The sequence below is a fragment of the Simiduia litorea genome (genome assembly GCF_042853465.1).
Taxonomy (GTDB): domain Bacteria; phylum Pseudomonadota; class Gammaproteobacteria; order Pseudomonadales; family Cellvibrionaceae; genus Simiduia; species Simiduia litorea.
Map to the genome: position 1 here is coordinate 1,664,275 of NZ_AP031497.1, position 25,986 is coordinate 1,690,260.

Annotated in this window: 28 protein-coding genes and 2 tRNA genes; 12 read left to right on the plus strand and 18 right to left on the minus strand. The window is 47.1% G+C overall.

Going from position 1 to position 25,986, the window contains the following annotated elements; all coding sequences use genetic code 11:
* Window positions 1–4 precede the first annotated feature (4 nt).
* Entirely contained in the window at window positions 5–1,993 is a 1,989-nt protein-coding gene (locus ACGHTT_RS07255) for a class I SAM-dependent methyltransferase (protein ID WP_390594451.1), read from the minus strand.
* Window positions 1,994–2,326: 333 nt separating this feature from the next.
* Between ACGHTT_RS07255 and ACGHTT_RS07260 the strand changes: the two genes are divergently transcribed.
* From ACGHTT_RS07260 to ACGHTT_RS07270, 3 genes are read left to right on the plus strand one after another with little or no spacing between them, the layout of a single operon-like run.
* Window positions 2,327–2,782, plus strand: a complete 456-nt coding sequence (locus tag ACGHTT_RS07260) for a DUF3429 domain-containing protein (RefSeq protein ID WP_390594453.1) — start codon at window positions 2,327–2,329, stop codon at window positions 2,780–2,782.
* Complete coding sequence (locus ACGHTT_RS07265) at window positions 2,779–3,174, plus strand: thiol-disulfide oxidoreductase DCC family protein (RefSeq protein ID WP_390594454.1); 396 nt, start codon at window positions 2,779–2,781, stop codon at window positions 3,172–3,174. Before ACGHTT_RS07260 ends, ACGHTT_RS07265 begins: the two co-directional genes overlap by 4 nt.
* Window positions 3,171–3,866: an SDR family NAD(P)-dependent oxidoreductase gene (locus tag ACGHTT_RS07270; RefSeq protein ID WP_390594455.1), complete on the plus strand. Its 696-nt coding sequence runs from the start codon at window positions 3,171–3,173 to the stop codon at window positions 3,864–3,866. Before ACGHTT_RS07265 ends, ACGHTT_RS07270 begins: the two co-directional genes overlap by 4 nt.
* Before the next feature lie 124 nt (window positions 3,867–3,990).
* On the opposite strand, the gene ACGHTT_RS07275 is transcribed toward ACGHTT_RS07270, so the two are convergent.
* Window positions 3,991–4,593 (minus strand): YhgN family NAAT transporter, encoded by a 603-nt coding sequence (locus ACGHTT_RS07275; RefSeq protein ID WP_390594456.1) that lies wholly within the window; start codon window positions 4,591–4,593, stop codon window positions 3,991–3,993.
* A 477-nt stretch (window positions 4,594–5,070) separates the two neighbouring features.
* Here ACGHTT_RS07275 and ACGHTT_RS07280 point away from each other — a divergent pair, with 477 nt between their 5' ends.
* The 6 genes from ACGHTT_RS07280 to ACGHTT_RS07305 all read left to right on the plus strand — a co-directional run bounded on the left by ACGHTT_RS07280 (window position 5,071) and on the right by ACGHTT_RS07305 (window position 13,579).
* Window positions 5,071–5,835 (plus strand): hypothetical protein, encoded by a 765-nt coding sequence (locus tag ACGHTT_RS07280; RefSeq protein WP_390594457.1) that lies wholly within the window; start codon window positions 5,071–5,073, stop codon window positions 5,833–5,835.
* A 15-nt stretch (window positions 5,836–5,850) separates the two neighbouring features.
* Window positions 5,851–6,873: a sensor histidine kinase gene (locus ACGHTT_RS07285; RefSeq protein ID WP_390594459.1), complete on the plus strand. Its 1,023-nt coding sequence runs from the start codon at window positions 5,851–5,853 to the stop codon at window positions 6,871–6,873.
* Window positions 6,870–7,613, plus strand: coding sequence for a LytR/AlgR family response regulator transcription factor (locus ACGHTT_RS07290; protein ID WP_390594460.1), 744 nt, complete (start codon window positions 6,870–6,872; stop codon window positions 7,611–7,613). Before ACGHTT_RS07285 ends, ACGHTT_RS07290 begins: the two co-directional genes overlap by 4 nt.
* 522 nt (window positions 7,614–8,135) lie before the next feature.
* The gene (gene imuA, locus ACGHTT_RS07295; RefSeq protein ID WP_390594461.1) at window positions 8,136–8,915 is read left to right on the plus strand and encodes a translesion DNA synthesis-associated protein ImuA; all 780 of its coding nucleotides are present in this window, start codon (window positions 8,136–8,138) and stop codon (window positions 8,913–8,915) included.
* A 4-nt stretch (window positions 8,916–8,919) separates the two neighbouring features.
* On the plus strand, window positions 8,920–10,449 hold the full coding sequence (locus tag ACGHTT_RS07300; protein WP_390594462.1) for a Y-family DNA polymerase: 1,530 nt from the start codon (window positions 8,920–8,922) through the stop codon (window positions 10,447–10,449).
* A complete protein-coding gene (locus tag ACGHTT_RS07305; RefSeq protein WP_390594463.1) occupies window positions 10,439–13,579 on the plus strand; it encodes an error-prone DNA polymerase in 3,141 nt (1,046 codons plus the stop codon). Before ACGHTT_RS07300 ends, ACGHTT_RS07305 begins: the two co-directional genes overlap by 11 nt.
* Window positions 13,580–13,855: 276 nt before the next feature.
* Here ACGHTT_RS07305 and ACGHTT_RS07310 read toward each other — a convergent pair whose 3' ends face one another.
* A complete protein-coding gene (locus ACGHTT_RS07310) occupies window positions 13,856–14,434 on the minus strand; it encodes an NAD(P)H-dependent oxidoreductase (protein ID WP_390594464.1) in 579 nt (192 codons plus the stop codon).
* Between the two features lie 69 nt (window positions 14,435–14,503).
* Window positions 14,504–14,842 carry a MerR family transcriptional regulator gene (locus ACGHTT_RS07315; protein ID WP_390594466.1) on the minus strand — a complete coding sequence of 113 codons (339 nt, stop codon included), beginning with the start codon at window positions 14,840–14,842 and terminating at the stop codon, window positions 14,504–14,506.
* 517 nt (window positions 14,843–15,359) lie between these two features.
* On the opposite strand from ACGHTT_RS07315, the gene ACGHTT_RS07320 reads away from it, so the two are divergent.
* Complete coding sequence (locus tag ACGHTT_RS07320; protein ID WP_390594467.1) at window positions 15,360–16,058, plus strand: SOS response-associated peptidase family protein; 699 nt, start codon at window positions 15,360–15,362, stop codon at window positions 16,056–16,058.
* Window positions 16,059–16,102: 44 nt separating this feature from the next.
* Here the strand turns inward: ACGHTT_RS07320 and ACGHTT_RS07325 are convergent, their stop codons facing one another.
* A complete protein-coding gene (locus tag ACGHTT_RS07325) occupies window positions 16,103–16,255 on the minus strand; it encodes a YceI family protein (protein WP_390594988.1) in 153 nt (50 codons plus the stop codon).
* 347 nt (window positions 16,256–16,602) lie between these two features.
* On the opposite strand from ACGHTT_RS07325, the gene ACGHTT_RS07330 reads away from it, so the two are divergent.
* Window positions 16,603–17,151, plus strand: coding sequence for a hemerythrin domain-containing protein (locus tag ACGHTT_RS07330; protein WP_390594468.1), 549 nt, complete (start codon window positions 16,603–16,605; stop codon window positions 17,149–17,151).
* A 189-nt stretch (window positions 17,152–17,340) separates the two neighbouring features.
* Here the strand turns inward: ACGHTT_RS07330 and ACGHTT_RS07335 are convergent, their stop codons facing one another.
* From ACGHTT_RS07335 to ACGHTT_RS07395, 13 genes are all read right to left on the minus strand, one after another.
* Window positions 17,341–18,021: a YceI family protein gene (locus ACGHTT_RS07335; RefSeq protein WP_390594469.1), complete on the minus strand. Its 681-nt coding sequence runs from the start codon at window positions 18,019–18,021 to the stop codon at window positions 17,341–17,343.
* Between the two features lie 98 nt (window positions 18,022–18,119).
* Window positions 18,120–18,869 (minus strand): DUF6882 domain-containing protein, encoded by a 750-nt coding sequence (locus ACGHTT_RS07340; protein ID WP_390594470.1) that lies wholly within the window; start codon window positions 18,867–18,869, stop codon window positions 18,120–18,122.
* Window positions 18,870–19,056: 187 nt separating this feature from the next.
* The gene (locus ACGHTT_RS07345) at window positions 19,057–19,524 is read right to left on the minus strand and encodes a hypothetical protein (RefSeq protein ID WP_390594471.1); all 468 of its coding nucleotides are present in this window, start codon (window positions 19,522–19,524) and stop codon (window positions 19,057–19,059) included.
* Complete coding sequence (locus tag ACGHTT_RS07350; RefSeq protein WP_390594472.1) at window positions 19,524–19,772, minus strand: serine kinase; 249 nt, start codon at window positions 19,770–19,772, stop codon at window positions 19,524–19,526. The genes ACGHTT_RS07345 and ACGHTT_RS07350 overlap by 1 nt, the downstream gene beginning before the upstream one ends.
* Before the next feature lie 629 nt (window positions 19,773–20,401).
* Window positions 20,402–20,755 (minus strand): hypothetical protein, encoded by a 354-nt coding sequence (locus tag ACGHTT_RS07355; RefSeq protein ID WP_390594473.1) that lies wholly within the window; start codon window positions 20,753–20,755, stop codon window positions 20,402–20,404.
* A gap of 331 nt (window positions 20,756–21,086) precedes the next feature.
* Window positions 21,087–21,419, minus strand: coding sequence for a hypothetical protein (locus ACGHTT_RS07360; protein WP_390594474.1), 333 nt, complete (start codon window positions 21,417–21,419; stop codon window positions 21,087–21,089).
* Between the two features lie 84 nt (window positions 21,420–21,503).
* The gene (locus ACGHTT_RS07365) at window positions 21,504–21,875 is read right to left on the minus strand and encodes a DUF4288 domain-containing protein (RefSeq protein ID WP_390594475.1); all 372 of its coding nucleotides are present in this window, start codon (window positions 21,873–21,875) and stop codon (window positions 21,504–21,506) included.
* A gap of 66 nt (window positions 21,876–21,941) precedes the next feature.
* Window positions 21,942–22,778 (minus strand): IS3 family transposase, encoded by an 837-nt coding sequence (locus ACGHTT_RS07370; protein ID WP_390594989.1) that lies wholly within the window; start codon window positions 22,776–22,778, stop codon window positions 21,942–21,944.
* Window positions 22,775–23,137, minus strand: a complete 363-nt coding sequence (locus ACGHTT_RS07375) for a transposase (protein WP_390590745.1) — start codon at window positions 23,135–23,137, stop codon at window positions 22,775–22,777. Before ACGHTT_RS07375 ends, ACGHTT_RS07370 begins: the two co-directional genes overlap by 4 nt.
* A gap of 84 nt (window positions 23,138–23,221) precedes the next feature.
* The gene (locus ACGHTT_RS07380; protein ID WP_390594476.1) at window positions 23,222–23,707 is read right to left on the minus strand and encodes a hypothetical protein; all 486 of its coding nucleotides are present in this window, start codon (window positions 23,705–23,707) and stop codon (window positions 23,222–23,224) included.
* 90 nt (window positions 23,708–23,797) lie between these two features.
* Entirely contained in the window at window positions 23,798–24,247 is a 450-nt protein-coding gene (locus ACGHTT_RS07385) for a hypothetical protein (protein WP_390594477.1), read from the minus strand.
* Window positions 24,248–25,100: 853 nt separating this feature from the next.
* A tRNA-Asp gene (locus ACGHTT_RS07390) sits at window positions 25,101–25,177 on the minus strand.
* Between the two features lie 46 nt (window positions 25,178–25,223).
* A tRNA-Val gene (locus ACGHTT_RS07395) sits at window positions 25,224–25,299 on the minus strand.
* Window positions 25,300–25,512: 213 nt separating this feature from the next.
* Between ACGHTT_RS07395 and ACGHTT_RS07400 the strand changes: the two genes are divergently transcribed.
* A complete protein-coding gene (locus ACGHTT_RS07400; RefSeq protein ID WP_390594478.1) occupies window positions 25,513–25,983 on the plus strand; it encodes a cytochrome c-type biogenesis protein in 471 nt (156 codons plus the stop codon).
* Window positions 25,984–25,986 lie beyond the last annotated feature (3 nt).

A 25,986-nucleotide genomic window follows, 5' to 3' on the forward strand; every position in this document is an offset into this window, starting at 1 on the left:
AAGCTTAATTAATTTGGGTAAAAAATTGATACATACCTGCAAAGGTCAGTGGGTTGCGTGCCTCAAATTGATGCCAGGCCTGCAGGTCGAGTAACTTAGACGATGACCCGTGGCTCATTGTAAATGTCTGGAATGTCTCTGCGGTGTTGAATGTAAAACCTTTAAAAAGTAATTTATGTTTACGTAAAATGGCATCCAATTCGGTAAGTGAAAAGGTATGCTCTTGCGCGTGAAATAATAAGTCTCTACACATGCTGGTTGAGTAAAAATCGTTGGACTTGAGGCAGTTGTCGTATTTTTCTCTATTCGCTGTAATCACCTCATGCCGCATGGCGCGTATAGCGTCTTTCGTCCCCTCACAGGAGTTACCTTCTCGGAAACTCGCTATTTCTTCACGCGCTATTTTACTGTAAAGCCCGAGCTTCATTACGCCGTTTTTTACCAGCAAACCTCTCAGTATCTGTAGCCCCGCAATGGGGTCCTGCATGTGATGTAAGACCCCCATACATTCAATAATGTTGAATCTTTCCTTAAATTCAGCCAGCGCCAATATATCGGCTTGGTAAAAGCTAATGTTGGACAGGTTGCATTGTTTTGCTTTCATCGTTGCGTAGGCAAGGCTACGTCGACTTAGATCTATCGCTGTTATGTGCACATTGGGGAATTTAAGTGCTAATGCGATGGGATGCTTACCTGTACCGCATCCTGCAATGAGTATTTTTAGCGGCTTTTCAAAATGTTTGGCTTTTATAAAGGGAGGTTTATGGATGCCGTTATGCTTAGCGTAGCCTTCGCTATGTTCTAATCTACTGATTTCATGCCAGCGCGGATAGGGGTTAGCTTCGTACTGACTAGCTACGAGTAGAGAGACTTCATCGCTGATCGAGGTGAGTTTCTGGATTGAGCTGGCGAATTCAAGCTCGTTTTTGTATTGATATAGAATTCTGTCTAAGCAGGGTTGGGTTTCAGCTGGCCAGTCATTGATAGAAAATTCTAACAGTTGGATAAAATAGGGCTGTTCACTTAAAGGTTCATAAAGTGACGTTAGGAGTATCTGAGTGGTCAGTTGGTTAGCGTTTACCGTGGGGTTTTTAAGCATGCTGTTAATTGACGCTTGAATATTGCCGACGGCTTCCGATTCGTCGGTTGTTACGAAATGTACATGCTCATTCAAGTCGTTTTGTAGTGACAGTGCACATAGAATCTCAATATCAGATGGCGTGAGTTCCTTCGTGTGTGCAAAGGTGTTTAGACAATAGTTGCGCAGCTGGATGAGAAATAGCTCAATGTCAGGGTCAGGTAATAAAACTCTTTTCAGCACCTCGAGAAAGAACACATCGTGTTTAAGGTTGTTATAGCCAGAGACATCAAACGAGTTGGCTTGCGTTCGGTTGTCGAGTTGGTATTTGTATTTTATCAGGGACGACGCCAGCGGAGATATGACGGCACTATCGAAACGCTGATCCTGTAGATAATCTATCGCGCCTTGTTCCAGTGGCAAGCTATATTTAGTCGCTTCTATGTGCTGCAGACAATACCGAGACCTAATAATCAGGTATTCATTGCAGGCGAATAGATTAATCGCTGTTGAGAAATTATGAAACGCTTCGGTATATTGATGGTTCATGGCTTGCGCTTCGGCGGCTAACACATAGCACAGCGGGTTTGAAATGCCGGTAGCTTCGAGTTCAACGACGATCTTAATCACATCGTGCGCACGCCCGGCGCATAAGGCTTGGCAGGCGCGCTTCAGCAGCACCATATAAGGTTGTTTGATGAAGCCACTTCGGCCGACCAGTTGACGCAGCGCTTGAATATCACCCGTGAGAAGACATCTCGCGATATCAATAATAAAGAGGTCGCCTGCATTCTCATCGCCTTTATTGGAGGCTAGGGATAGAAAGGTGTCGCGGTCTAACTTGGTGACGGTATCTAGGCAAAAAACTATTTTTTGATGGCTAACTGTATCAATGTCTAGCAGCGCGGCATTCATAATTTCCCCTACAGACCTAGGTTGTATCTGACTTGCCGGCATTCTTGAAGCGCGATGGAGGCCAGCAGCGTGTGTTTCTCGGTGCATTATTGGTTTTATCGGCAGGTTCATCAGTAATGTTAAGAAAATTGCTTGATTCCTGTGCTGACGTTAACCCTGCCTAGCGCTTGGCCGGAGGCATAAGATCGTGAGCTGGCGCCTACAATTCTAACGATGTAAGGAGGGCGGAACCGTATCGGTGCTGCCTTTGGCCGAGGTTTCTAAGCGTCAGCTGAGCCTGTTTGACGGTGTATTGCTAGGCATCCAATCCTAATGCTTGTCCGTATACAGGCTATGAAAATTCTCCCACAAGAGCACCGCGAACCCCATAGCGCTGACCTCGTGCACCTTGCCATGGTGTGGCTTGGCTATTTGGGCCTGCTGCCGTTTGCTGCGGCCTTGGTGTTGATGGCGTTCGTGCAGCAGGCCCAGTTGGGCTTGTTGTTATTCAGCTGTTATAGCTGCGCGATTGCCACCTTCTTGGCGGGTAGTTTGTGGCAGCCTCGAGCGCCAAACATCGCGTTGACACTGGCTTCTAATTTAATCGTGCTGTTGGCCGTCGGCGCATTGCTGTTGAGTTTCGTGCGCCCAGTCGCAGGGCTGACATTGTTGGCTGTTTGTTTCTATCTAAGTTTTTTTGCTGAGCGCTTTGCGGGTCGGTCACCTGACTATGTCCGTCTGCGTCGGCGGCTTACGGGTACGGTGATTTTGTGCCATGCATTGGCGATTTATTGGGTATTGCAGATATGAGTGTGCTGACCATTTTTTACGATAGCCGCTGCCCTTTATGCGTTAAGGAAATGCTGAGCTTACAACGGCGTAATAGCGGCCAGTTGGATTTTGAAGATATTTTTCAGCCCGATTTTAGTTTGCGCTTCCCGCATATTCATCCCGAGCGTGCCAACGCGGTTTTGCATGGCCAAACGAGGGATGGCGACTTGTTGCTGGGTCTGGATGTTACCGCTCAAGCTTGGGCATTGGTGGGTAATCCGCTTTTTAAGGCCTTGCGTTGGCCGCTCATAAAGCCCATTGCCGATCTGGTCTATCGATTATTCGCTCGGCACCGCTATCGTATTTCTTATTTGCTTACCGGTCAGGCGCGCTGTGAAGCCTGCGTTGATATAAAGCGAGTTGTGCCGTGAATCGAGCCTTAGTGATTGGCCTAGGCGGCATTGGCTACGCATTGCTACAGCATTGGCGCGCCAGTGGTAGGTTTGATGAGGTGATTGGCGTAGGCAGTCGCGCAGAAGGCGCTAGCTCAATTCAGTGCTCGCATACTGAAGCCGGCATTGCCCAAGCGGCACAACAGCTTACCCCTTATGCGGGTACTTTCTCGCGTATCGCCATTTGCACGGGTTTGTTGCACTGCGGCGCTATGCAGCCAGAGAAGCGCTTAGAGGATGTACAGCTAGCGCACCTGCAAGCGAGTTATTTTGCCAATGCCATCTACCCCTTGCTGTGGCTAAAAGCCTTGTTGCCATTGGTGCAAACCAGTGAGTGTGTTATCGCCGCCTGTAGCGCTCGGGTGGGCAGCATTAGCGATAATACCTTGGGTGGCTGGTACAGCTATCGCGCCGCTAAGGCGGGTCTAAATATGTTGCTGCAAACCGCCAGTGTGGAATACGCACGTCGCGCCAAGGGTGTGCGGCTGCTGGCTTTTCACCCGGGCACGACTAACACGCCATTGTCTGCACCTTTTCAAGCGCGGGTACCGGAACACAAATTGTTTAGCCCGGGTTTTGTTGTCGCTCGTTTGAGTGGGCTAATGGATGCTCGCCCAATCGACAACCGCTTACAATTTATCGACTGGAACCATCAGCCGATTGATTGGTAAGTGCTGACCCGATTTTTGTCAGTGTTACTTAATATTATTCTCAGTGATAAATCTGCCACGGGTAATATACTCACTAATCCTTGCTCATAGGTTAAACCCATGGCGGCCAATCTATGCGGCGCCATTAACCAAAGCTGGTAACAAAATCGCGAATGCCGTTAAGCAACATTTGCGTGGCGAGAATGACCAGAATCATGCCCATCAATCGTTCAAGTGCGCGCGAGCCCTTGGTGCCAATCACCTTCATAATCAGCGGTGAGGCTAGAAGTAGGGCAGAGGACGCGCCCCAAGCGAGCAGTAGTGCCACGCTCCAGTCTACAATCTGACCTGGCTGGTTGGAACTGAGTAAGAGTAACACCGCAATGGTGGAGGGGCCGGCAATCATCGGTACCGCAAGCGGCACGATAAAAGGCTCGTCCACCTCAGTCGCGTCACCTACCTCGTGGCTGACCGGGAAAATCATACGCAGCGAGATAATAAATAACAAAACCCCGCCAGCAATATTCAGCGAGGACTGGGTTAAGCCCAAAAAGGCCAATATAGCGTTACCGGCAAACAAGAAAATTAACAAAATCACCAAGGCAATAATGAGCTCGCGCGCCAACACGGGCGTGCGACGCTTCTTATCTAAACGCGACAGCACGGCGTTAAAAATCGGTACATTACCGAGCGGGTCCATAATCAAAAAAAGCGTCACCGCCGCCGGTGCGATATCGGTCCAATGCATGGCTCTTACTCCAACGTGTATCCTTGGGGGTTAAATGTAATGGGTATGCGTTAGCTTAGCAGGCGGTGAGCAAGAAGAGGCTCTTTGATTACAGAGGCAAGTATTAAAAAGCGAAACTGATTTGTAGCAAGTGCCCAACCAACTAATTATGCCAATAAGTCAGTCACGCTGCATTTTCATCACGCGGTACACCTTGTACCTAAGCATATTAGCCCTTGGTGGTTGCCCCTTAACAAGTGCGCGATGTGATTTTACTGAGTATGGGTTGACGGATTGCGTGGCTGATATACATACACATTACAGCAGTCATCAAGAGCCCACCCCAACTTCAAGCCGTAAATTCTGCTCCTTATTTGGATTCCCCCCCCGTTCGGGGCTTTTGTGTATTTTCAGGATAATTAGCGCGATAACTTAGCCATATCGCAAGTGATTACGGTCGTTAAGAACTTAAACCTAAATATTTTGAAGGAAGCAGATATGACACTTAATACCCAACAAGCAACCATAGTTAAGCAGCTAAAAGTACAAAAAATGATCAACTGCGCTCTCGGCACAGGCATCTTGGCGCTGGGTTGTTATCTGGCGTTTGGTTATTCTCATACCACACCAAATGTCGCCAAGTTTGAAGAAATTTCCGTTGAGCGCATCAATATTATTGAAAAAACCGGGCAAAACCGTATGGTGCTTGCGAACTCAGATAAGGCTCCTGGCGTGAATAAGTACGGAAAAGAAGTTTTCCGCTCCAAAGAGCCTCGCCCTGGAATGATTTTTTACAATGATGAGGGCACAGAGAATGGCGGGTTTATATTCAGGGGCAAGAAGGAAAATGATAAAGTGACTCATGGCTTGCATATGTCCTTTGATCGCTACAATCAAGATCAAACCATGATGTTGCAGCACATTGAACAACAAGATTTCATGATAACCGGCTTAACCATTATGGATAGACCAAGTAAAGACATGGATTTTGAACTTACTAATGCTTTTATTAAGGCTGAAGCCGAAGGCGATACTGAAAACATGGCTCGGCTCGAAGCACAGTTTAATGAGGAAAATAAAGAAGCGGCGCGGCGCGCCTTTTACGGTACTTTGAACGGCGATTCCCAGCTTCGTTTGAACGATGCGCAGGGCAACAAACGTATTCAGCTTATAGTAACAAAAGAGGGTGAAGCAAAATTGGAGTTTCTAGACGACGCAGGCAACGTCATTATGCGCTTACCTGAAATCCAGAAGCCGATATAATAAAAAGATTACACCATGAATAAATTAACTAATTTCATCATCATTTGTCTGTTTTCTTTGTTTATGGTGTTGTACTCAGCGCTGTTGCAGGTCAAACCCGGAGAGGCTATCCCATGGCACTTCGATGCGCCATTCTGGATGGCGCTCCAATGTTTTATTGCTCAGTGGCTAACCTTGCGCTGGTTTGATTATTTTCAGCTGCGGCAACAACAGCTCCCCGATACCAAACGCTATATTCGGATTTTTATATGCAGTAATGTGAGCTTTACTGTTGTGGTGACTGGGCTAATTTTGGTGCTCGAGAGAACGATTGGTATTCAAGCCATAACCGCAGCCCATATTATCTTACTAATCAGCATGCAATTTATTTTGCACACCATAGTCGGTGGTTTTACACTCTTATTTAAAGTATTCGAGCATGTAAAACAGCAGCGCATAACCCTTGAGCAAACGGAGAGGTCTCTGCTTGAAAGCCAAGTAAAAACACTGCAGCAGCACATAGATCCTCATTTTCTATTCAATAATCTAAATGTACTCTCAGCGCTAATTCAGCAAGACCCGGACGATGCAGATGAATATCTCAACACTTTTTGTGATATCTACCGCTACATTCTGCAACATAAGGACCACGCATTGGTCTCGTTAAAACAAGAGTTAGCTTTTGCAAATAATTATATGCACTTGATAAGTACACGCTTTGACAACGCTTACATGCTAGAGGTGGAAATTATGCCCGAGGCCGATTTGACAAGCCATGTGTTGCCCTGCTCTTTGCAGCTCGCGTTAGAAAATGCAATTAAGCATAACCAAGGGGATAAAGAAAACCCCCTTGTCATAAAGATAACTGTTGAGAAAGACCAGGTGCGAATCTTTAATCAGATAAATGAAAAAAAATTCAAGCTGGAATCCACCCAGTTGGGTATCACAAACTTAAGGGTGCGCTGCAATACGATATTTAAGCAGCCGTTGGCTGTGGCGCACACGCAAGATTATTTTGAATTGGTTCTACCGCTTTGCAAACAAAGGGAGGCCGCATGAGAGTTGTTGTTATTGAGGATGAGCCGCTGGCAGAGAAAAAACTTGTCGGTTTCATTTGTCGTTATTTCCCTGATGTGACTATTGTTGCTCGGTTCAATAAAACCTCTGATGTGTTGGCGTTCTTTGCGTCAGAGCAACAGTTAGACCTGATTTTTTCGGATATCGAATTATTGGATGGACAGGTATTTAATGCCCTAAGTGCGCTCGATTTGCCGTGCCCAGTGATTTACACCACCTCTTATGATCAGCATTGGGTCCAGGCCTTTCAAAATCAAGGTATTGAATACTTACTTAAACCTTTTTCCTACAAGCGTTTTTCGCAGGCCATGCTTGGCTACCAGCAATTAAAAGCAAGCTTTGTGGCCTCAGTGGAGGCGGCGCCGGTTAATAACGGCACTGGATATAAAAGCCGGTTCTTGTTGCGTAAAGCACAGGTAGTCGATGTGTTAAAAGCGGAAGATGTGGTGTGTTTACGCGCGGCGTCCGGCGTAATTTCTGCGTACGATAGAAGCGGTCAACACCATATGCTCACGGGTAACTCGATTTCTGAGCTTGAGCAGCAGCTTGATCCAAAACAATTTTTCCGTATTAACCGCAGTGACCTGATAAATCTGGACTATATTTCGACCTTTGAAAATTACGGAAAGGATACCGTTGCCATAACCACGAGTGTTTTAAGCGAGCCGCTTATCACAAGTAAAACCCGCACGGCGCAATTCAAAAAATGGTTGGGTGGATAGATGTAACCTATACATCCTTCAAGTTACTAAAAGTTACTGTCTTATTAGTGGGAGTCAACAGCCTTTTCTGCCTTGTTAATATAGCGATAATCATAGGCTAAGAGTGCAGATTTTAGAGCGAAGGTAGCGTCATTAGAGTAAAGCTAGGCCGCTTCATGAAAAGTTTCTTTATGACTCCTACGTCAATTACAGATGCTTACTAAATGTCGGTTATAGCGATACTGGCCATATTAGATTCAAGCGGTGGTTGGCACAGCCGCTGTTACATGTCGCCTCGAGCACAACGGGTCTTGTGATTCTGTGTGGGGTTGGATCGCCAGTGATTCGGGCTGCGTTGGTTTGCCCTCCGATATAGTGTCGAAAGCGATAGGTGTGGGTGCCTAAGTCAGGTATTTCGCCACTATTGCTTCTTGGCGCCGTTTGGCTGTGCTGGCGGCGGGTTTGAGAGGCGGTGAATTTCCCACTTGAAATGCTGTATATAAATACAGTAATCTGGTTGGCCGAACAGTGTGTGAGGTCAGTATGCCGTCTTCTACTTTTGCAGCCGATGTGGCCGGCCAAGCTTCTACATCCGATGTGCTAGAGCAGCTCCTGCATACGCGTGCAGATATTTGGCGTGCTCGCTCCGCCATGCAGAGGCGAGAGGTTATCAGCACCGGTTTTCCCGCTCTCGATGCTGCGCTACACGATGGCGGCTGGCCTTTGGGCGCCAGTACAGAGCTGTTGTCCGACGGTTTAAATTGGCCATTACTGTTGCCGGCACTGGTGTCGCGCTTACCGGGCTATATTTTTCTCATTGATCCTCCCTGCGTGCCGAGCGCCGCTTACCTCGCCCATGCTGGCGTGGCGCCTGAACAACTATTGGTACTGCGCAACGTGAGTGTGCACGACAATTTGTGGGCTGCCGACCAAGCGTTGCGCGCCGGCGCTAGCGCCTTGGTGTGTCAGTGGTTGCCTAACAAGGCGATTACGGATCGCGATTTGCGCCAATTACAGCAGGCTGCTGTTAAAGGCGGTGCTTGGCATGTGTTGTTGCGCTCGCGTCAAGCGGCGCACACCGCGGCTCCGGCCGCGTTACGGTTAGCAGCTGAGGTGTGTGATGGCGGTTTACAGCTCACCGTATTAAAGCAGCGCGGAGGTTGGGCCGGGCAGCAGGTGCAGTTGTCACTCTGGCCGCAACTGGCGGCCTTGACGTTACAGCCGGTACAAAACAGGCCTGTGCATTTAGAAAATTTACCGGTGCTGCGGCAAGGTGTTGTGCCTCAGCGCACGGCACAGTTGGCGTCATTGGTTAATGGCTGATGCCATGGCTGCTCAACGCGATTTGCCGGCGCTAGGTACAAAGACAGGCCGGCTTTATGTGAGTTTGTACTTTCCAGCCTTAGCGCTAGATCATTGGCTGCGCGCAAGTCAGGAGACTTACCCACTGGCGTTGTACAGCGGTCAACGTTTGGTCGCGGTATCGTCTGCTGCGCGAGCGGCGGGTGTGACAGAGGGCATGAGTGTGACCAGCGCCTTGGCGCTGTCACCTCAGCTTTGCTTGCGTGTATTCGAACCAGAGCAGGGTTTGCATTTATTACAAAATTTAGCGCAGTGGGCTTATGGTTTTACGCCTTATGTTGAGCTGGATGAACCGGATTTTTTGCACCTTGAAGTAGCGAGCAGTTTACGTCTATTCCATGGTCAGACGATGTTGTTAGAGCGAATCACGCGGGAATTAGCCGCATGGCGTTGTGCTGTTTTTATCGGCCTAGGTCCCACCCGCATGGTTGCTAAGCTGCTAGCAAAAAGCCAAGTATTAGAGGCTGCACCAAGCCTCGTTGAACAGCAAGCGGCGATAGCTGAGCAGCGTCTGGGTGTGTTGTTGAGTGCCTTGCCAGTGTCGCGATTAGATGTATCCGCGGCCTTATTGAAGCGTTTGGCTAGCTCCGGTTTTCGCCAGCTAGGTCAGCTTACGGCTCTGCCTTTGAGTGAACTAGGCCAGCGTTTTGGTAAAGATGCTGTGCGTTATTTGCAGCAATTGTGCGGTCTGCAAGAACAGCCGGTGAGTGCCTTAACGTTAGCGCCAGCGTTTAATCAGCGCTTGGCTTTTATCTATGGCCTTACCGATGCAGCCCATTTACAAGAACCTTTGCAATTGTTATTGCGACAATTACAGCAGTTCCTACGTCTGCGGCAACTTATAACCCAGCGTATTTGCTGGTGTTTTTACCATGAAGATAAAACCGAAAGTCAGATAATTGTGGCTGTGCAGAGTGCGCACAGCGATACAGATGAGTTTTACCAGCTCACCTGTTTAAAATTGGAAAATCTACGCTGGTCCTCTGCTATCGAACAGGTGGGCTTGGAGGCTTTAGGTTTAACGTCGGCTGCACCTGTGGCGAAGGGATTGTTTCGCGATATGCGCGATAAAAGTGATGATATTGAGCGTTTAATGAATCGCTTCTATCAACGCTTTAGCGCTCAACAATTTTGCAGTTATAGGCTGCAAGCGGAGCATTTGCCGGATAAACAGCAATGCGAACAGTTGGCGTTTGTCAGCAATAAAGTTAAGGCCGCCAGCGCTGTTGGCTTAGATGTTGATCATTGGTTATGCCCCTGGCTACTACATCCGCCGCAAGCGCTTTTCATGCGCAAAAAGCAATTAATTTGGTATAGAGACGGGCTCAGGCAAGAGCTGCAGCTGGTGAGTCGCGCAGCGCGTTTTGATAGCCACTGGTGGCAGCAGCGCGCGCGCAGAGATTATTTTATCGCCAAGGCACAGCAGCATTACTACAGTGTTTTTTTCTGCCAGCAGCGAGAGCAATGGTTCATGGCGGGTTTTTATGTTTGCTGAGTTGCACTGCGTTAGTAATTTTAGTTTTTTACGCGGAGCCTCTCGTCCGGAAGAGTTGGTGCAGCGTGCGCACGCCTTAGCCTATCAAGCTTTAGCTATTACCGATGAGTGCTCTTTTGCCGGCGTGGTTAAAGCTCATGTGGCAGCGCAGCAGCTGGATTTTCATTTGATTGTCGGTAGCGAGTTTTGGTTGCAAGATAAGCAGGCGAAGCTGGCCCCAGCTCACGTGGTTTTACTGGCACCTAATCGCGCCGCCTACAGTGAAATTTCCGCGCTGATTACCCGCGCTCGACGCCGTGCTGAAAAAGGTAGCTATCAACTTTTTTTGCAGGAATTGCAATTTGGCACCCAGCACTGCTTGGCTATTTGGTTGCCGGTGCAGGCGCAAACGGCTGAAGACTGGCTGGGCCAGAGTCGCTTACTGTCGCGTTATTTTAAGCAGCGCCTGTGGTTGGGTGTTGAGCTGTTGCAACAATCATCGGATGAGGTCTACTACCAGCGCTGTTATCTAACCGCGAGCGAGCAGCGTATCAGTATGGTGGCGTGTAACGATGTGCATATGCATTGCCATAAACGCCAGCCCTTACAAGACGTGTTGGCAGCTACGCGCTACAACTGCTCGGTGGCTGAATTGGGTGTGCGCCGCCATGCTAATGCCGAGCGCTACTTGCGGCCGTTGGAAAAACTAAAAACGCTCTACCCGGAGGCGTTGCTACAAGAAGCTGCGCACATCGCCAGCTTGTGTCATTTTTCTATGAGCGAGCTGTGCTATGAATACCCGCCTGAGGTGGTGCCAGAGGGGTTATCTGCAAGCGCTTATTTAGCACAGCTAACCTATGAAGGCGCAGCTTTGCGCTGGCCCAATGGCACCACCCCAGCAATGGAAAAGCAATTGCACAAGGAACTCAGCTTAATTGAAGAGTTGCACTACGAGTATTATTTTTTAACCGTGCACGATCTTGTGCGCTACGCGAGAAGCCAGCGCATTCTATGCCAAGGGCGAGGTTCTGCGGCCAACTCGGCGGTGTGTTATTGCCTGTTTATTACCGAGGTGGACCCGGCGCAAAGTGATTTATTGTTTGAGCGCTTTATATCCAAGGAGCGCAATGAGCCTCCGGACATAGATGTGGACTTTGAACATGAGCGGCGCGAGGAGGTGATCCAATATATCTACCGAAAATATAGCCGCGAGCGCGCCGCCTTAGCGGCAACGGTGATTACCTATCGGCCCAAAAGCGCGATTCGCGATGTGGGTAAGGCGTTAGGTTTAGACCCATTGTTACTCGAGAAAATTAGCCGTAACCTAAGCTGGTGGGATAAGCCTGCGCAGATGTTGACGCGGTTGCAGGAGGCCAATATAAAATTAGAGGGGCGGTTGGTACAGCAATTTTTAGCGCTGGTGCAGGCGTTGTTGGGTTTCCCTCGGCACCTTTCTCAACACGTGGGTGGTTTTATTATCACCAAAAGTCCGATCAGCACCTTGGTGCCGGTGGAAAATGCCGCCATGGCCGAGCGCACGGTTATTCAGTGGGATAAAGAAGACATTGAGGCCTTGGGGTTACTTAAGGTGGATGTGTTGGCATTGGGGATGCTGACCGCCATTCGAAAAATATTTGATCTCATTAATAGCTACCAAACGCCGCCGATACATCTATATCAGGTGCCGCAAGAAGATCCAAAAACTTACGCCATGTTATGCCGCGGTGACAGCGTGGGTGTTTTTCAAGTGGAGTCGCGGGCACAAATGGCCATGCTGCCTAGGCTGAAACCAAAAACGTTTTACGATTTGGTGATTGAGGTGGCTATTGTTCGGCCAGGCCCTATACAGGGTGATATGGTTCATCCCTATTTGCGCCGTCGCAATGGCGAAGAAGCTGTCGACTACCCCAACGCCGATGTAAAGGCAGTATTGGCGCGCACCTTAGGTGTGCCTATTTTCCAAGAGCAGGTGATTAAATTGGCCATGGTTGCTGCAGGCTTTAGCGGCGGAGAGGCGGATCAATTGCGGCGAGCTATGGCCAGCTGGGGGCGCAACGGCAACTTGGCAGGTTTTCGCGATAAATTAATGCAAGGCATGGCCGAGCGTGGTCACAGTGAGGATTTTGCTGAGCGTTTATTTCGCCAAATGCAAGGCTTTGGCGAGTACGGTTTTCCGGAATCACACGCCGCCAGTTTCGCCTTGTTAGTGTATGTATCGGCTTGGTTAAAGTGCCACTACCCAGCCGCATTTTATTGCGGTTTGTTAAACAGTTTACCCATGGGATTTTATTCGCCATCGCAGCTGGTGCAGGATGCACGTCGCCATCATATTAGCGTGGAAAATATAGATATTTGCGTGAGCCAATGGGATCATAGCCTGGAAAACTTTGAGGCCAAGGCCGCAGTAGAGGCGGCGCCTTCCGTGCGCTTAGGTTTTCGTTTAGTAAAAGGCTTGCGGCGAGAAGCGATTCAGCGCTGTATCGCTGCGCGGGACAAGAAACGCTTTTCCTCTTTGCAAGATTTACGGCTGCGCGCCCAGCTATCTGATGCGGAATTGGAACTGCTAGCCGGTTGTGGCGCTTTACGGCAATTCAATCAAGATCGCTTTAATGTGCATTGGGATGTCTTCGCGCTAGATCAGACGCCGCTGTTTAATCATGTGCAGTTGGCATCCACGGCGGAGTTAGCCAATAGCGAGGTGGCGCAACAGGCTTTGCCCCTGCCCCAAGCGAGCAGCTACGACACGCTCGTAATGGATTACCAAACGCACCACTTAAGTTTAACGGCTCACCCCATGCAGCTATTGCGCGAGCAGGCGGTCTTTAACGGCTGTAAAAATGCGCAAGCATTGCTAAGCGTGGCACATGGTCGCTTCGTGCGTGTTGCAGGTTTAGTGACCGGTCGGCAGCGACCCGGCACAGCATCGGGTGTTTTGTTTATCACGCTGGAAGATGAAACCGGTAACACCAATGTCGTGGTCTGGGCATCATTGCAAGAGCGCTACCGACGGGCCATTCTGCAGGGGCGTTTATTGCTGGTGAAAGGGGTAGTGGAGCGCGAGGGCAGGGTGGTGCATTTAGTGGCAGGGCACATTGAAGACCACTCGCACTTAATGCCGGAATTGTTATTGAGTTCGCGAGATTTTCATTAGTGCTTGATATTTTTTCAGTTAGATAAAATGTACGCAGGGTACAGCTATGAACTGATGAGCAACTCAATAGTTGCGGTTAGCATCCGACTATCTCGCTTAATGTCATGGCGGGAGGTCGGCGCTATTATTCAGTCACTCAGGCGATAACTGAATCTTTAGGATAGCCGCGCAGCCTTTGAAAGCCGCGTTTAGCGATGCAAGATTTTTTGTTGCAGTGGTGGCCTTGCAATCGCGAAACGCGCTTAAAGATAGACGCTACTTAGTTTGATGATAGTGTTAACGGGCGGTGAGCCCGAGTTTCGATATTTCATCCAGCCATTTTTTCCTGGAAGCGTTGGTGGAACTAATAATGGGGCCGATCATTCTACTTTTAATGGAGCCGAAACCGACGAATTTAAGAGTGGCTGTCTTTAACTGCTTGATGGCAGGCGCGCCTTGAAACAATACGTAATACCAAGGCGGTGTATCCATGGTCATGACGATTCGCGCCGTTTTCCCTTGCAGTAGCTTTTTGGGGATCGACTTTCCCTTCTCATACCGAAATGCGAAACCGGGTAACAACGTTCGATCAATGAGCCCCTTTAGTTTTGCTGGCAGTGCGCCCCACCAATTGGGGGTAAAAATGACGAGATGTTCACACCAGATAAGTGCTGCTTGAAAGGCTTTGAGTGAATCCTCGAGGGGTTGATCCTGAGTATACCCGTCAGGCAGATCCACATTGAACACCATGTCGGCTAGGTTTAGAAACTTTACGTCATGTTGTTGTCGGGCAGATGTTGCGTATGCATCGGCTAACGCATTCACAAAGCTATTTGCTTTGGGGTTTGCGGCCAGTACCAATACTCGTTTGCGCATTCCATGTCTCGCGTTACCTAAAGAAAGCGCATTCTACCGTCTCCCCTTAAGGGGAGAGTCAAGTGTTGGTTAAGGTTTTATCTGGGCATAACAGGCATCCAAGCTGTTAATTTTTCGCTCGATATCAGTGCGCTGTTCGATGAGTTGCGCCCTTATCTCGGTCAAAAATACCTTTATGTTTTCCCAGTCTATTTCGCCGTTGCGGTAACTGATAACCCCTTTGAGTTGAGACAACGCGACCCCAAGCTCCGTTGCCTCTTTAATTAATAGCAACAGCTCAAGGTCTTGCACTGTATAAGTTCTATAGCGCCCCAATCGTGTGGGCGGCTCAATCAAACCTTGCGCCTCATAAAAGCGAATGGCCTTGATGGATAAACCCGTTTTCTTTGCTGCTTCGCCAATATACATAACGCGGTATCTACTGCCTAAAAGTTGGATGTTAGGGAGGCCTTGCCTTTGCTAGGCAACTTACTAATTAACACTCAGTGATTGAAAGGGTATCTGAAGTGTCGTCAGGAAACATGTGATATTTCGTTGTGGCGCGCCTTTGGTGTTGGCTATCCTTTAGATCTGATCGCCATGATTTTTCTAACGCTATAAATGCCTAAAAAGTACGCGATGTATTGACCCGTTAGCATAATACTGAGCTTGGGCCAAAAATCGATTTCTTCGCTAAAAAGCCGCGTTGCTACAATGCCGGGGTAGGCTAATAGTTTATAGCCGGGTATTGCCTCGTTAAATACCCAAAAACCTAAGCCAAATGTTAAGAAACACATTAAAACGCTTACTAGTGCCCAGCGGGCGCTAAATTTTACATCTGACATAAGAGGCTCTTGACGGTTCTTTATCGGTTGGCAAGGCGATTGCCCTAGTTTACCTTGGAATTATTAGTTGGCCTTGGGAATGTTGATCTTGGAGACATGCAATGTGTGGTTATATCCGGCGCCACGTTGACCCGCGCACCCTGAATGATTTTTTAGCCTTACTTGGGGCTGAGGGACGTTACGAGGGCGCCGATGATGATACACCAAAGATTCAGCACTACTACCCCGCCTTTGGCGGTGATCCTACAAGAACAATCGACGGGTTGCTCATCAAAAAAGGTGGTGCATTGAAGCAGGTGGATGCGACCTGGTGGTACGACTGTCGGGACGTGGGCGGAGAACTTGAAGTCGGTCCAAGAACAACCTTCAATGCGCGTAACCTCACATCGCTCTACTGGCGCGACGCAATTCGCCATCGCCGGGCGATTGTTATTGCAACCGGCCTGGGAGAAGGAAAAAAAGTGGCTGGTAAGAATACACACTATTTGGTAACAACCCAGCGACTGATGCTTCTGGGCGCGGTTTATCAGGAGTTTCCCGGGGAAAAGTACAGCTGCGCCATCATCACGCGAGATACCCATCCTCGGTTTGAGCCATATCATGACAAGGCTTTCCCCTTGTTTTTACCCTACAATTTGGCGTTTTTAACGTTATGGTTGAGCGACGCAGGTGACGAGCATCCGCAAATTGCTCAATTGCTATCAAATCCCAGAATTTTTACTGAGCTAAAGATTACCCCAGTCAAAACATTTAAAGGCGAACTCGCAACCGGCCCGACTGAATACTTGCGCGCCGACTAGCGAGATAGGCGCTAGCAGGTTGTTGCAGGACTGTTCGTTGATTGTTACTGAGCCGCTCTAAGCGGTGGGCCGGTAAATTCTGCTTCGATAATCACTTCAACCTTATCACCCACGCCCATGGTAGTTCCCGGTGCTGGTATGCCCATGGTAATGCCGAAATCTGACCGGTTGAAGTGGCCTCGGGCGGAAAAGCCAATTCGACCATTGGGATCAAAGGGTCATCCGTTGCCCAAATTTGCTCCTGACGAATTTGTCGAACCCGCGACCTCCGGCGTGACAGGCAGGCATTCTAACTAACTGATCTACCGGTCCGCATAACCGGCTAATGGGACACCCACGTTAATTTTCTCAATGGTGGTATGTTGCGAATTTATCGTGAAAAACTGATTTGTATCAATAGTTGAAAGTACGCATCCAGTAACCTGATATTCAATTATCCAAAAGCAAAATGCCAGTTACTGTTGGTTTATTCGGTTTTGGAATAGGTAATGTTTAATTCAGGCGCTCCAGTTAGGTCTGAATCTTTTCAGGCGCGAGGTTAGAAATGGCTACTATTCTAGATCAGTTGCACACAGATCATATAAACGTGGTGAAATTGCTGGAGCTTTTCGAAAGGGAGTTAGAGGTATTAAAACGGAGTGACTCAGAGCCAAATTACTTCAAATGGCAAAATATACTGTTATATATGACGACTTACCAAGACGTTTTTCACCATCCTGCCGAAGAAAAAGTGTTCGCTTATTTGTGTATTGATGATCCTGAAGTGAGTCAGGCGGTAAAAGAGGTTGAATCGCAGCACGAAATACTTTATCAAAAGAGCGAAAGGCTTCAAGGGTTGTTAATGGATGTCGAAACAAACACCATCACCATAGATAAGAGTGATTTACATATAGCTTGCAAAGATTACATTCACCAACTTCAAAAGCATATGAGCTTAGAGGAAGCAATTATTTTTCCTTACGCAAAAAAGCAGCTGCAAAAAAGTGACTTGGATGATCTAGATAAAAGCATCAACAAAATTAATGATCCATTATTTGGCTTAATAAAGCGTGCTGAATTCTCTGAGTTGTACCAGTGTATTTGTGAGCAATAGTGTATGTTTCTTTTTATGTTAAGCGGGGCGGTTCTAGTTTTTAGAGCAATGAGCGGGATTGAGTCGGAACTGATAGGTTCTAGCTGTCTGTTTTTGCCTTCTTCTGTAGGTGACTCTGATTGTCCTAATCCTTCAAGCTGAAATTCTCATATATTGGTATCGTGGGCTGTGTATAGGTTTACATTGATTTCATTGAGCTATTTTGAGCGGTGGGCCGGTAAATTCTGCTTCGATAATCACTTCAACCTTATCACCCACGCCCATGGTAGTTCCCGGTGCTGGTATGCCATACCTAATCCCGAAATCTGATCGGTTAAAGTGACCCTTAGCGGAAAACCCCACTCGGCCATTTGGGTCATAGGGGTGGCCGGCATAACCGCCGTTAAATTTCGCATCGAGAATAACCGGTTTTGTAATCCCATGGAGTGTCAGGTCGCCGGTGATTCGCACGGCGTTGGCATGTGTGGGTTCTACCTGAGTGGAGCGGAATGTGATCTGACCAAATTGGGCTGCATCCAGCCATTCGGGGCTTAGTAGTGTTTCGAGAAATCCCTCTGGCGGTGAAGGCAGCGCAAGCGAGCGTGGGTCGATAGTGGCGGTCACGCTCATTGCTTTTGGGTTGGCCGGGTCAAAATGCAGTTGCGCAGTGAAGCCTGTGAACCGCGCTGTGTATAGAGAAAAGCCCAAATGGTTGACGCGAAAGGTGAGGTCAGCATGGGAGAGGTCTATTTTATATGCGCCTGCAGGTGCTTCGGTAATAAATGCTTTGGTTGTTTCTGGGGGTTGGTTTTGTTGGGCTGATACTGAGCTTGCTGCTAGGGTAATTGCTGAGGCGATTAGGAGTAGGTGTTTTAGGGCTTTTGTTTTCATGGGGTGGCTCGGCTGTAATAGGTTAAAAGTAGTTAACGATTAGGCTGGCACTCAAATATCTTTTGGCCTCTAGGTTCAAACATTTCGATGCCCGGCAGTTAGGCAATACTGCCATTGTTGACCCAGTGGGCCTTCGTAATGGCCATGTAAGTAAAGCCATTTTCACTTGGTGTGCGATATACCCCAATTGCATTTAAATGCTTAGCTAGAATCGAAGTCATTTCCCAGTCATCAACTTCAGTAGTAGTAAAGCGACCGGCAACTAACTGCTTGAGTCCAAGTTCTTCGCCTATAACCTTTATCTCTCTAGCGGAAGTTTTAACTTTCTCATCAAGGTTTTCGTTGGCCCAGGCCCACATCCACGTTTCTGACTTTGTGGGGTAAGTGCCAGAAAAATGAATGTCTGCTTCCACTTGGGGCTCTCCGTTGTGGGAAAACACTAGTTTTGCGGTTTCTTGATACCAATCCCATCTTTCGTGTGAATCGATTTGGTATTTAGTAAGAAATTCTTTATGCCTTGGTTCGATAAAACTAATGCTCGTTTTAACCAGTTCGTGGAAAATGCTGTCGCCCTGAACCCAATTTCGGTCGCGTATATCCTCGTAGCATTGAACGCACAATAGCTTAATATCTGCGAATTTTTCAGATTGATCATTCCATTCATCTTCAGTGTCAAGCACTTTTTCACATTCGTCACACCAAGCATCCGGCCATAGGTTGTTGGGGTTTTCTGGGTCATATCCAAGGTTAAACCCTAGTTTTTCACCTTTAACCAAATGCGCGCATAAAAAAGTAGCATCGGTTTTTCCGTGAATATCACATTCTACTTTGTTGTCTGATTCGTTCATTCTCTGGTGATCACCTAGTGTCTCTATATGTGTATTTGGCCCGCTATGTCGTAAGGAACTAAGCCTGTTATCCAGCGTTGTTGTGAAATGGAATTTTGATATTGCTCGGCTACATGATTCTATTTCACTATCTAAGTCAGGAGCTAATATTGACGCTAATGAATATTTTCTCTTAGTTATATCGCCTTTAATATATCCAGATGAGCTTGCATTTTATCTCGGTTTCGGAGGTTAGGCTTGTAAGCTGCATTTTGCATTGGTGAGCTGATGTCGCTAGCGGCCCCGCCCAAACTATATATTTAAAGGTATATAAACCGATTTCTGGTTCAAAAACATCAACGAAATTTATCCTGACGCCGTCTTCTTTGCAGGTTTTTGAGTCAATACCTTTGGATGTTAGTCTTTCAATGACGGTTTTGGCATTAAAAGTATTGTCTCCATTTAGGCAGTAGCTCTCATCATGTTGAATGAGTCGATCGATTGCGTATAAAACGATCTCTTCTTTTTCTATGGTGTTGTAGCGATTAATAAACGTATTTTGCCTTAAATGCTCTAGCTTTTGCTGGTCTGTTATCACAGGTTTATCTACCGCACAGCCGGCCAGAATGGCTACAATTGGAATTAATAGTTGCGTGTTTGTTGTTTTGAAAAACATTATATTGTGACGAATCCTTCTGCCCAGTGGTCTTTTCCAATTTCATATTTATCTATGTAGAATCCACTTCTCTCGTCATCTTCTAGGGGGTTGATAAGTTTTGGAAAGTCAGAGAAGCCTGGTTGAGTTGAAAGTCTTTTGATTGCGCAGGCGGCCCTTTCTCCACTAGTATAGAGGCCGATTATTTTCCAGCATTCGTTATCTTCAGATATTACGTGTAGGTGTTGTAATAAAAATATGGCTTTCATCGTGTTCTTTATCCTTGGCAAACCCGCTATGTCTATGTGTTAAGTGCGGAGACGGTTGCAAACCTCCCTGTGTAGCTCAGAAAACAAGCAGAGCTCGTTAGTAAACTCAAATTCCTTTAAGTATCTATCACCAGTTTTTATAGTAAAACTCTTAAGTGTGCCATTCGAAGAGTTCTCCTTTGTGATGCTGATGGCGTCCCACTTAAAGGTGAGTGGTCTAGTCCCATATGCGCAGATAGTTATACCCATATTATCTAAGATTACCTTGATCGCCTTGCGATATTTTTCCACTCTCTTGATGCTAAATAGATCAGATAAAGAAAATAGTATTAGCACCGAAGCAGGTAGAATTGATAGATACCAAGGGGTTGAATGCCAGTATGTGAGCGCACATACTGTAGATAGAATAAATAGAGAAAAACCTCTAAATAACATTCTTCGCTTCATTTGCGGGAATGTATCCTCACGATATGTGAATTCCATTTTGGTACCGTTTGGTGACCGACACTATGGTGTGTTGGTGGTGTTTACTAATGATTTATATCTTTTTGGTCAGGGTAGGTTTACTCCGACGCCTTCTTAATTAACAGAGTCGAAATGGTAGGTCGGCGTTCACTTAAACCGAATAGCTAACTATTTTCAACTTCTGATGTGTATTTCGTAATGAAAAAAGTCTGCCTGAATTCAGCTTCACTTGGCGCGGCTGGAGGATAAGTAATTTTCTGTCTGATATGGAAGCCTATTGTCTTTATTCTTTGTTTATCAAGGTATTTTACTTTGCCTTCAATAAAATCAGACTTGATTACCTTGCCTTTTCTGTCGATCGTTAATAAGAAAAGAAGGTCACCGTTAGAGCTTCTAAAGCCTTGTATGGCCTTAGCCATTTCCTCAACCGAGACGCTTAATTTTATCGACTCTTTTGTTGATTCTGTAGCGCAGGATAAGAGAAAAATAGAAACTATGAGGATGACTAATTTTCGCATAAAATCAACGGTTTGGAAAAGTGGATAAATACCTGCAGTGCAAGTTCTAATGGCATGGCCTGCAGGGCTTGACAGTCGGAGATTATACTAGGTGAAGGGTAAAGTAAAATACCCGCGGATGTTCACCTTCATTTTTTACGGGCTTTCGCGCTCTTGGTTGATGCGAATAAGTTATGCCGGCAATTATGTGACTAGAAGGGTCGGGTAGTGGGGCTGGCGTTGGATTAAAATCTGTTGGGTGTCTATTGGTAAGTTTTCAAGGAATCTGATCCTTTGATTTCGATGGGGGCCAGAATGGCCGGAATGAAATTGTGCGCCTAGTTAAATTCATTTACTGGCAGCCAGAAAGAGGGCAGACCTCAACCCATCGAACGTCCTCTGAGTTACCCCAGAGATTACATACGCCTGAACCCTTAACGTTATATAAAGTTTTTGATGTGGCAAATGCTGTAAGTACAACAGATGCGTGAGCGCTATCTTTATGAACGGCAAAGCGCCCTGACGTAGCACAAGCTGGGCGAGTGCTTTCTGTGTTGCCACCAATTTTGAAAAGAATTGCTTCACCAACTGAGGCAATGTGAATAATTTTTCCACCTAAGCTGTCGCCATCGGCGATAGCGCAAAACGAAATGGAAGTGAAGAACAGAAATAATATTGAGCGCATTTATTTACCTGTGCTTGAATTTAACGCCTTAATAAAGGGCGCGCGTTAACGCGTCCAGCCGTAGGCGACCTTTGATTAATCTGTTTACTCTTTAAATGCACTGACATCTTTAACAATTGCCTTGAGATTTTTAAGCTTCTTAGGATGGTTGGATGCCCACATGACCTCTGAGCCATCTTCCAATTCTTCGTAAATTGGCAGCAGATCAATTATACCGAGATACTCCCATTGGACTGGAACACCTGTTTCTCCGCCTTTATACGGTTCAGCATGCTCGATACCAATTCGCTCAATCTTTTCAAAGGCCTCCTCAAGAGTCAGAGCCTTCACAATAACTGTGTTTTCCCACGTTGCAAATCTGGTCTCGGGATCATCGTTACTCTCATCTTCTATCTCGATGAATCTTGCCAAGTATGTTCCGATGTACCAGCCGACTGGTGAGATATTCTTATCCATGATGACACTTAACGCCCGTAGCAGCCGAGAGCGTAGCGAATTAGACTTGCACCACTTTCACGGACACTAAGCATTCTTTGTTTGATACGTTTTAGGTGACACATAATTTAAGCTCGAGTGTAGTCGATCCTCGTTGTAAAACTCAACATAATCAACAATTCTAGCCACGCATTCGACCATCGTCCTGAATTTCCAATGATGTGCCAACTCATTTTTTAGTGTCTTAAAAAATGATTCTACGTATGCATTATCTGTTGGCGTGCCGGCGCGACTCATGCTACTGACCATTCCAGCATTCGTAACAATCCGCTGATATGCTTCTGAACAGTATTCAGAACCCTGGTCACTATGGAAGATGCAACCTACCTTTACGCTCTCAGATATTAGCGACATCTTTAATGCGCCGCTAACCAAGTCGGTATCATGATAGCGCGAGAAACCCCAGCCAATAACTTTTCGTGTAAATAGATCCAGAACAGCCGCCATGTACATAGGGCCTTCTCCTGTTTTTAGGTAGGTCATATCCCCAGCCCAATGCTCGCCGAAAGCAATCGCTTTATCTTGTGTCGCCAGTACATTTTCTGCCACCAGGGAGCTGCTACCGCTGGCGCGCCTCTGCCTATATGCATGGTATATCGACTTAATGCCATTAACTTGCATCAAACGATTAATGCGCCTGCGGCTGCACGAATAACCCAAACTCTTTAAATATGGGTGCACACGAACAGCGCCGTAATTACGTTTATGACCGACATGCGTTTCCTTAATTTGGGCAGCCAGAACTTCATCGTACTGAGCGTGATCGCTTGTATCGCGATTCCGCCAGTCATAATAACCGCTTGGTGAAACGTCGAGGTAATCACACATAGCTACAATTTTGTGGCTGTCTCGGTTCTTCTCTATGAACGCGTATCTTTCTTGCGCTGATCCAAGAAGAACCGTTTGGCCTTTTTTAGGATATTTACCTCTTCCTCTTTAGCTGCCAAACGTTTTTCGAGTTCTTTGATGCGTGTTTTAGCCGACTGCAATGCCTGCTGATCTTCTTTGGAGGGTTTAGGTGGTGATTTGACAACCATATACTTATTCTCGGAAAGGCGACCTTCTTTAAATTCTTGTCGCCAACGATACAGCATGACTGGATGAATCCCCAGCGCTTCTGCGACGTCTATCGCCTTAACGTGCTTGCGCTTACTGAGTTTGACTGCATTTATCTTGTAGGCCAAGGTATAGCTGTCGTAGTGACTTTTATTCGTTATTCCCATTGTGAACCCCTTTAGCGGATTAGTAATTTACTGTCCGTTAAAGTGGTGCAGGTCTAAATCGGCTGGCTACGCTTGTTAGCTAATTTACTTTGCATCAAAAGATATACTTACAATCCAACTCTCACCCGATTTAATAAGGCTAAGTGAGAGATTATTAACTTTAGACCCCCATTCAAGCTGGGCCTTCGTTCCTACAACACCAGACTTTTTATCAACTAGTTCAAACGGTAAAAAAGCCTGGACATATTGTTGTGTAAGCAATTCATCATATCCACCGTACTGGTCAATAATAGATAGCTCTAAACTGTTAAATATTGCTGACGCCTCAGATAGATTTTGAAATTCAAACAGGACTATTGCGCTTTCGAAAACTTCTTTTTTACAAAATACACCTACGTTCGCCTCATAGCTACTGAACTCTACTTTTCCTAAACCACCTCCATGAGAATCAGGTATAAAATTATATATTTCCCTTACTTCCGAACATGTTCCATTTAACACTGGTACTACAGAGCCTGCAAACAAACTTGTAGAAAATAGAACTAAAGTTAATGCAATTTTATATCTCATAATTCTCCGTATAGCTAACGCCGGTGGCAAGGGCGAGCGTTAGCGAGTCCAGCAGCGATAGCTGCGAACTTGGCTGCCCTTGTTAAGTTTTTACCCATTTTCACTAGGCCTAATCCTTTTTTCCAAAGAATAAAGAGATACAAGTAGGGCAATATCATGGCCTTTGAAAAGAGGTTTTATTTCCGCCCAGCCATATTTTTCCTGAAACAATATCATCTCGTGGCTGCTAAAGTCGATTTCAGCGATAGGCTCATTGTTGCATTCTAAACTCAGCTTATGCGTTCCTACATAGCCTACAATGCGATAATTTCGCTCACAAACATTGAATTCAAAATAGTTTGTAAAAGTCCACAGTACTTGCTTAAACCTTCCGACTTCTTCTCCGGAAAGAAGTATTTTACTTCCGATTATCTTAAGTCTACCGTTAGTGCAACCATGAAATTCCGCGCCCGACAATGTTCGGAAGAACGAAACTCTACTACTGCATTCACTCTGAACAAAGTATTCACCTGGATAATCTTTAGTCGTAATCTTTAGCATCTTCTAAAACTTAACAGCCTTATTCAGTGCCTCGGAGGCGTAATATATTACGCCTCCGAGGCATATATCCAGAGCGGAGCTATCGTGCCAGCGCCAGCTATCCCTTTAATTTCAAGAAGTTATCACAATTTTCAGACTCGGGCGCAAAATAATACGCCTCGGAGGCATATATCCCCCGTACGGAAATCCCTTCCTGAAAACGGAAAATTCAGCTTGAATATTAATTAGCTGGACGCCCATCTTAATTCCTGCAACTCCTTTGTATTCATTCCGACATTTCAAATTAAGGCGCCCCATCATATTGCAAAGGCAATGGACCTCGGTGCCGCTTGACGGTATGGCCTGAGAGCGACTCAGGACAGGGATGTATCGCCTAAGGCCGCCTACTTTTGGTGATGGAGTGGCAAAGGTTTAGGTGGTGCTGGGGATTGGCACGAGCTTTGGTGTGGTTGCGGTTTTTAATTGGTTGCCCAAATTCGTTCCTGACGAATAGTGACTCGGTTCATCGTGATCCTCGGGGCTTTGCCCCAACAGCAAAGCTGTTGTCTCAATTTGTTCCCAACAAGCTGATCGAACCCGAGCGCGGGTGTGGGCTGTAAGGTTGTGGCCTTTGAAGGGGTAGTTAAAAGGGGGCTCAGTTCTAAAGTGAGATTGTAGCGAGAGTCGGGCTTCGGCGAACCGGACGGGAATGACTCGGGCGTCCTGCCCTCGGGGCGTTGCCCCAACGGCTTATCAGCCGTTGCCCAAATTCGTTCCTGACGAATTTGTCGAACCCGAGCGCGGTCTCTCGCACCCGTCCGGGCCACCAACACAAACAAAAAAGCCCTCGCGAGGAGGGCTTTTTTGTTTGTACTGGCGGACCGGACGGGACTCGAACCCGCGACCTCCGGCGTGACAGGCCGGCATTCTAACCAACTGAACTACCGGTCCGCATAACCGGTTGGCGTAAGTAACTAATGTTACGTACTGCCTTATATGGTGGGTGGTACAGGGGTCGAACCTGTGACCTACGCCTTGTAAGGGCGCCGCTCTACCAACTGAGCTAACCACCCGTTGTTCAAGAGCCGCGTATTCTACTGATTAATCCACCTAGGTCAACAACCAAGTTGGGTTTTTTATAGGGTGTTCGCCGACTTTGGTGCTGCTGACATTGGTGTGTAGGCGTTGCTCAGTGGCGTTGTTATACTCCGCGCTACTTTTTGGGCTGTGAAAGAGGAATGCCGGTGGCTATTGGTACTAACAGGGTGGCTAACGCAGGGGCTAGGGTGTCGAAAATAGGCGCCCTGTTGCTGTTGGGTGTGGCGTGTTTGTTGGCGTCTTTAGGTGCCCAGGCGGTGATCGACGTTTACGAGTTTAAAGATGAAAGCCTGCGCGCGCGCTATTTAGTGTTTGTGGAGGAAATGCGCTGCCCTAAGTGTCAGAACCAAAACCTCGCCGGTTCCGATTCGCCCATTGCTGGCGATTTGCGCAAAGAGCTGTATCGGCTGCTCGACGAGGGTAAGACGGATGAAGAAATTGTGGATTTCATGGTGGCGCGCTACGGCGATTTTATCCTCTATAAGCCGCGGGTGCAGTGGAATACCTATCTGCTCTGGGGCGCGCCCTTGGTGTTGCTCGGCTTGGGTTTGATTGTTGTGGTGGCGCTGGGTTGGGCTAATCGTCGCAAGGCCACAACGCCGGCTGTTATTAGCGCCGACGATCAGGCGCGACTCGACGCGCTATTAAAGAAGAAGTAATAG

What these genes read in the sequence shown, in the direction of transcription:
- ACGHTT_RS07375 (WP_390590745.1), bottom strand. Translation starts at nt 23,137, where the DNA reads ATGGGAATAACGAATAAAAGTCACTACGACAGCTATACCTTGGCCTAC.
- ACGHTT_RS07365 (WP_390594475.1), bottom strand. Translation starts at nt 21,875, where the DNA reads ATGGATAAGAATATCTCACCAGTCGGCTGGTACATCGGAACATACTTG.
- ACGHTT_RS07310 (WP_390594464.1), bottom strand. Translation starts at nt 14,434, where the DNA reads ATGCGCAAACGAGTATTGGTACTGGCCGCAAACCCCAAAGCAAATAGC.
- ACGHTT_RS07380 (WP_390594476.1), bottom strand. Translation starts at nt 23,707, where the DNA reads ATGAGATATAAAATTGCATTAACTTTAGTTCTATTTTCTACAAGTTTG.
- imuA (WP_390594461.1), top strand. Translation starts at nt 8,136, where the DNA reads ATGCCGTCTTCTACTTTTGCAGCCGATGTGGCCGGCCAAGCTTCTACA.
- ACGHTT_RS07285 (WP_390594459.1), top strand. Translation starts at nt 5,851, where the DNA reads ATGAATAAATTAACTAATTTCATCATCATTTGTCTGTTTTCTTTGTTT.
- ACGHTT_RS07300 (WP_390594462.1), top strand. Translation starts at nt 8,920, where the DNA reads ATGGCTGCTCAACGCGATTTGCCGGCGCTAGGTACAAAGACAGGCCGG.
- ACGHTT_RS07255 (WP_390594451.1), bottom strand. Translation starts at nt 1,993, where the DNA reads ATGAATGCCGCGCTGCTAGACATTGATACAGTTAGCCATCAAAAAATA.
- ACGHTT_RS07315 (WP_390594466.1), bottom strand. Translation starts at nt 14,842, where the DNA reads ATGTATATTGGCGAAGCAGCAAAGAAAACGGGTTTATCCATCAAGGCC.
- ACGHTT_RS07320 (WP_390594467.1), top strand. Translation starts at nt 15,360, where the DNA reads ATGTGTGGTTATATCCGGCGCCACGTTGACCCGCGCACCCTGAATGAT.
- ACGHTT_RS07330 (WP_390594468.1), top strand. Translation starts at nt 16,603, where the DNA reads ATGGCTACTATTCTAGATCAGTTGCACACAGATCATATAAACGTGGTG.
- ACGHTT_RS07275 (WP_390594456.1), bottom strand. Translation starts at nt 4,593, where the DNA reads ATGCATTGGACCGATATCGCACCGGCGGCGGTGACGCTTTTTTTGATT.
- ACGHTT_RS07290 (WP_390594460.1), top strand. Translation starts at nt 6,870, where the DNA reads ATGAGAGTTGTTGTTATTGAGGATGAGCCGCTGGCAGAGAAAAAACTT.
- ACGHTT_RS07265 (WP_390594454.1), top strand. Translation starts at nt 2,779, where the DNA reads ATGAGTGTGCTGACCATTTTTTACGATAGCCGCTGCCCTTTATGCGTT.
- ACGHTT_RS07340 (WP_390594470.1), bottom strand. Translation starts at nt 18,869, where the DNA reads ATGAACGAATCAGACAACAAAGTAGAATGTGATATTCACGGAAAAACC.
- ACGHTT_RS07280 (WP_390594457.1), top strand. Translation starts at nt 5,071, where the DNA reads ATGACACTTAATACCCAACAAGCAACCATAGTTAAGCAGCTAAAAGTA.
- ACGHTT_RS07305 (WP_390594463.1), top strand. Translation starts at nt 10,439, where the DNA reads ATGTTTGCTGAGTTGCACTGCGTTAGTAATTTTAGTTTTTTACGCGGA.
- ACGHTT_RS07335 (WP_390594469.1), bottom strand. Translation starts at nt 18,021, where the DNA reads ATGAAAACAAAAGCCCTAAAACACCTACTCCTAATCGCCTCAGCAATT.
- ACGHTT_RS07385 (WP_390594477.1), bottom strand. Translation starts at nt 24,247, where the DNA reads ATGCTAAAGATTACGACTAAAGATTATCCAGGTGAATACTTTGTTCAG.
- ACGHTT_RS07355 (WP_390594473.1), bottom strand. Translation starts at nt 20,755, where the DNA reads ATGCGAAAATTAGTCATCCTCATAGTTTCTATTTTTCTCTTATCCTGC.
- ACGHTT_RS07345 (WP_390594471.1), bottom strand. Translation starts at nt 19,524, where the DNA reads ATGTTTTTCAAAACAACAAACACGCAACTATTAATTCCAATTGTAGCC.
- ACGHTT_RS07350 (WP_390594472.1), bottom strand. Translation starts at nt 19,772, where the DNA reads ATGAAAGCCATATTTTTATTACAACACCTACACGTAATATCTGAAGAT.
- ACGHTT_RS07260 (WP_390594453.1), top strand. Translation starts at nt 2,327, where the DNA reads ATGAAAATTCTCCCACAAGAGCACCGCGAACCCCATAGCGCTGACCTC.
- ACGHTT_RS07360 (WP_390594474.1), bottom strand. Translation starts at nt 21,419, where the DNA reads ATGCGCTCAATATTATTTCTGTTCTTCACTTCCATTTCGTTTTGCGCT.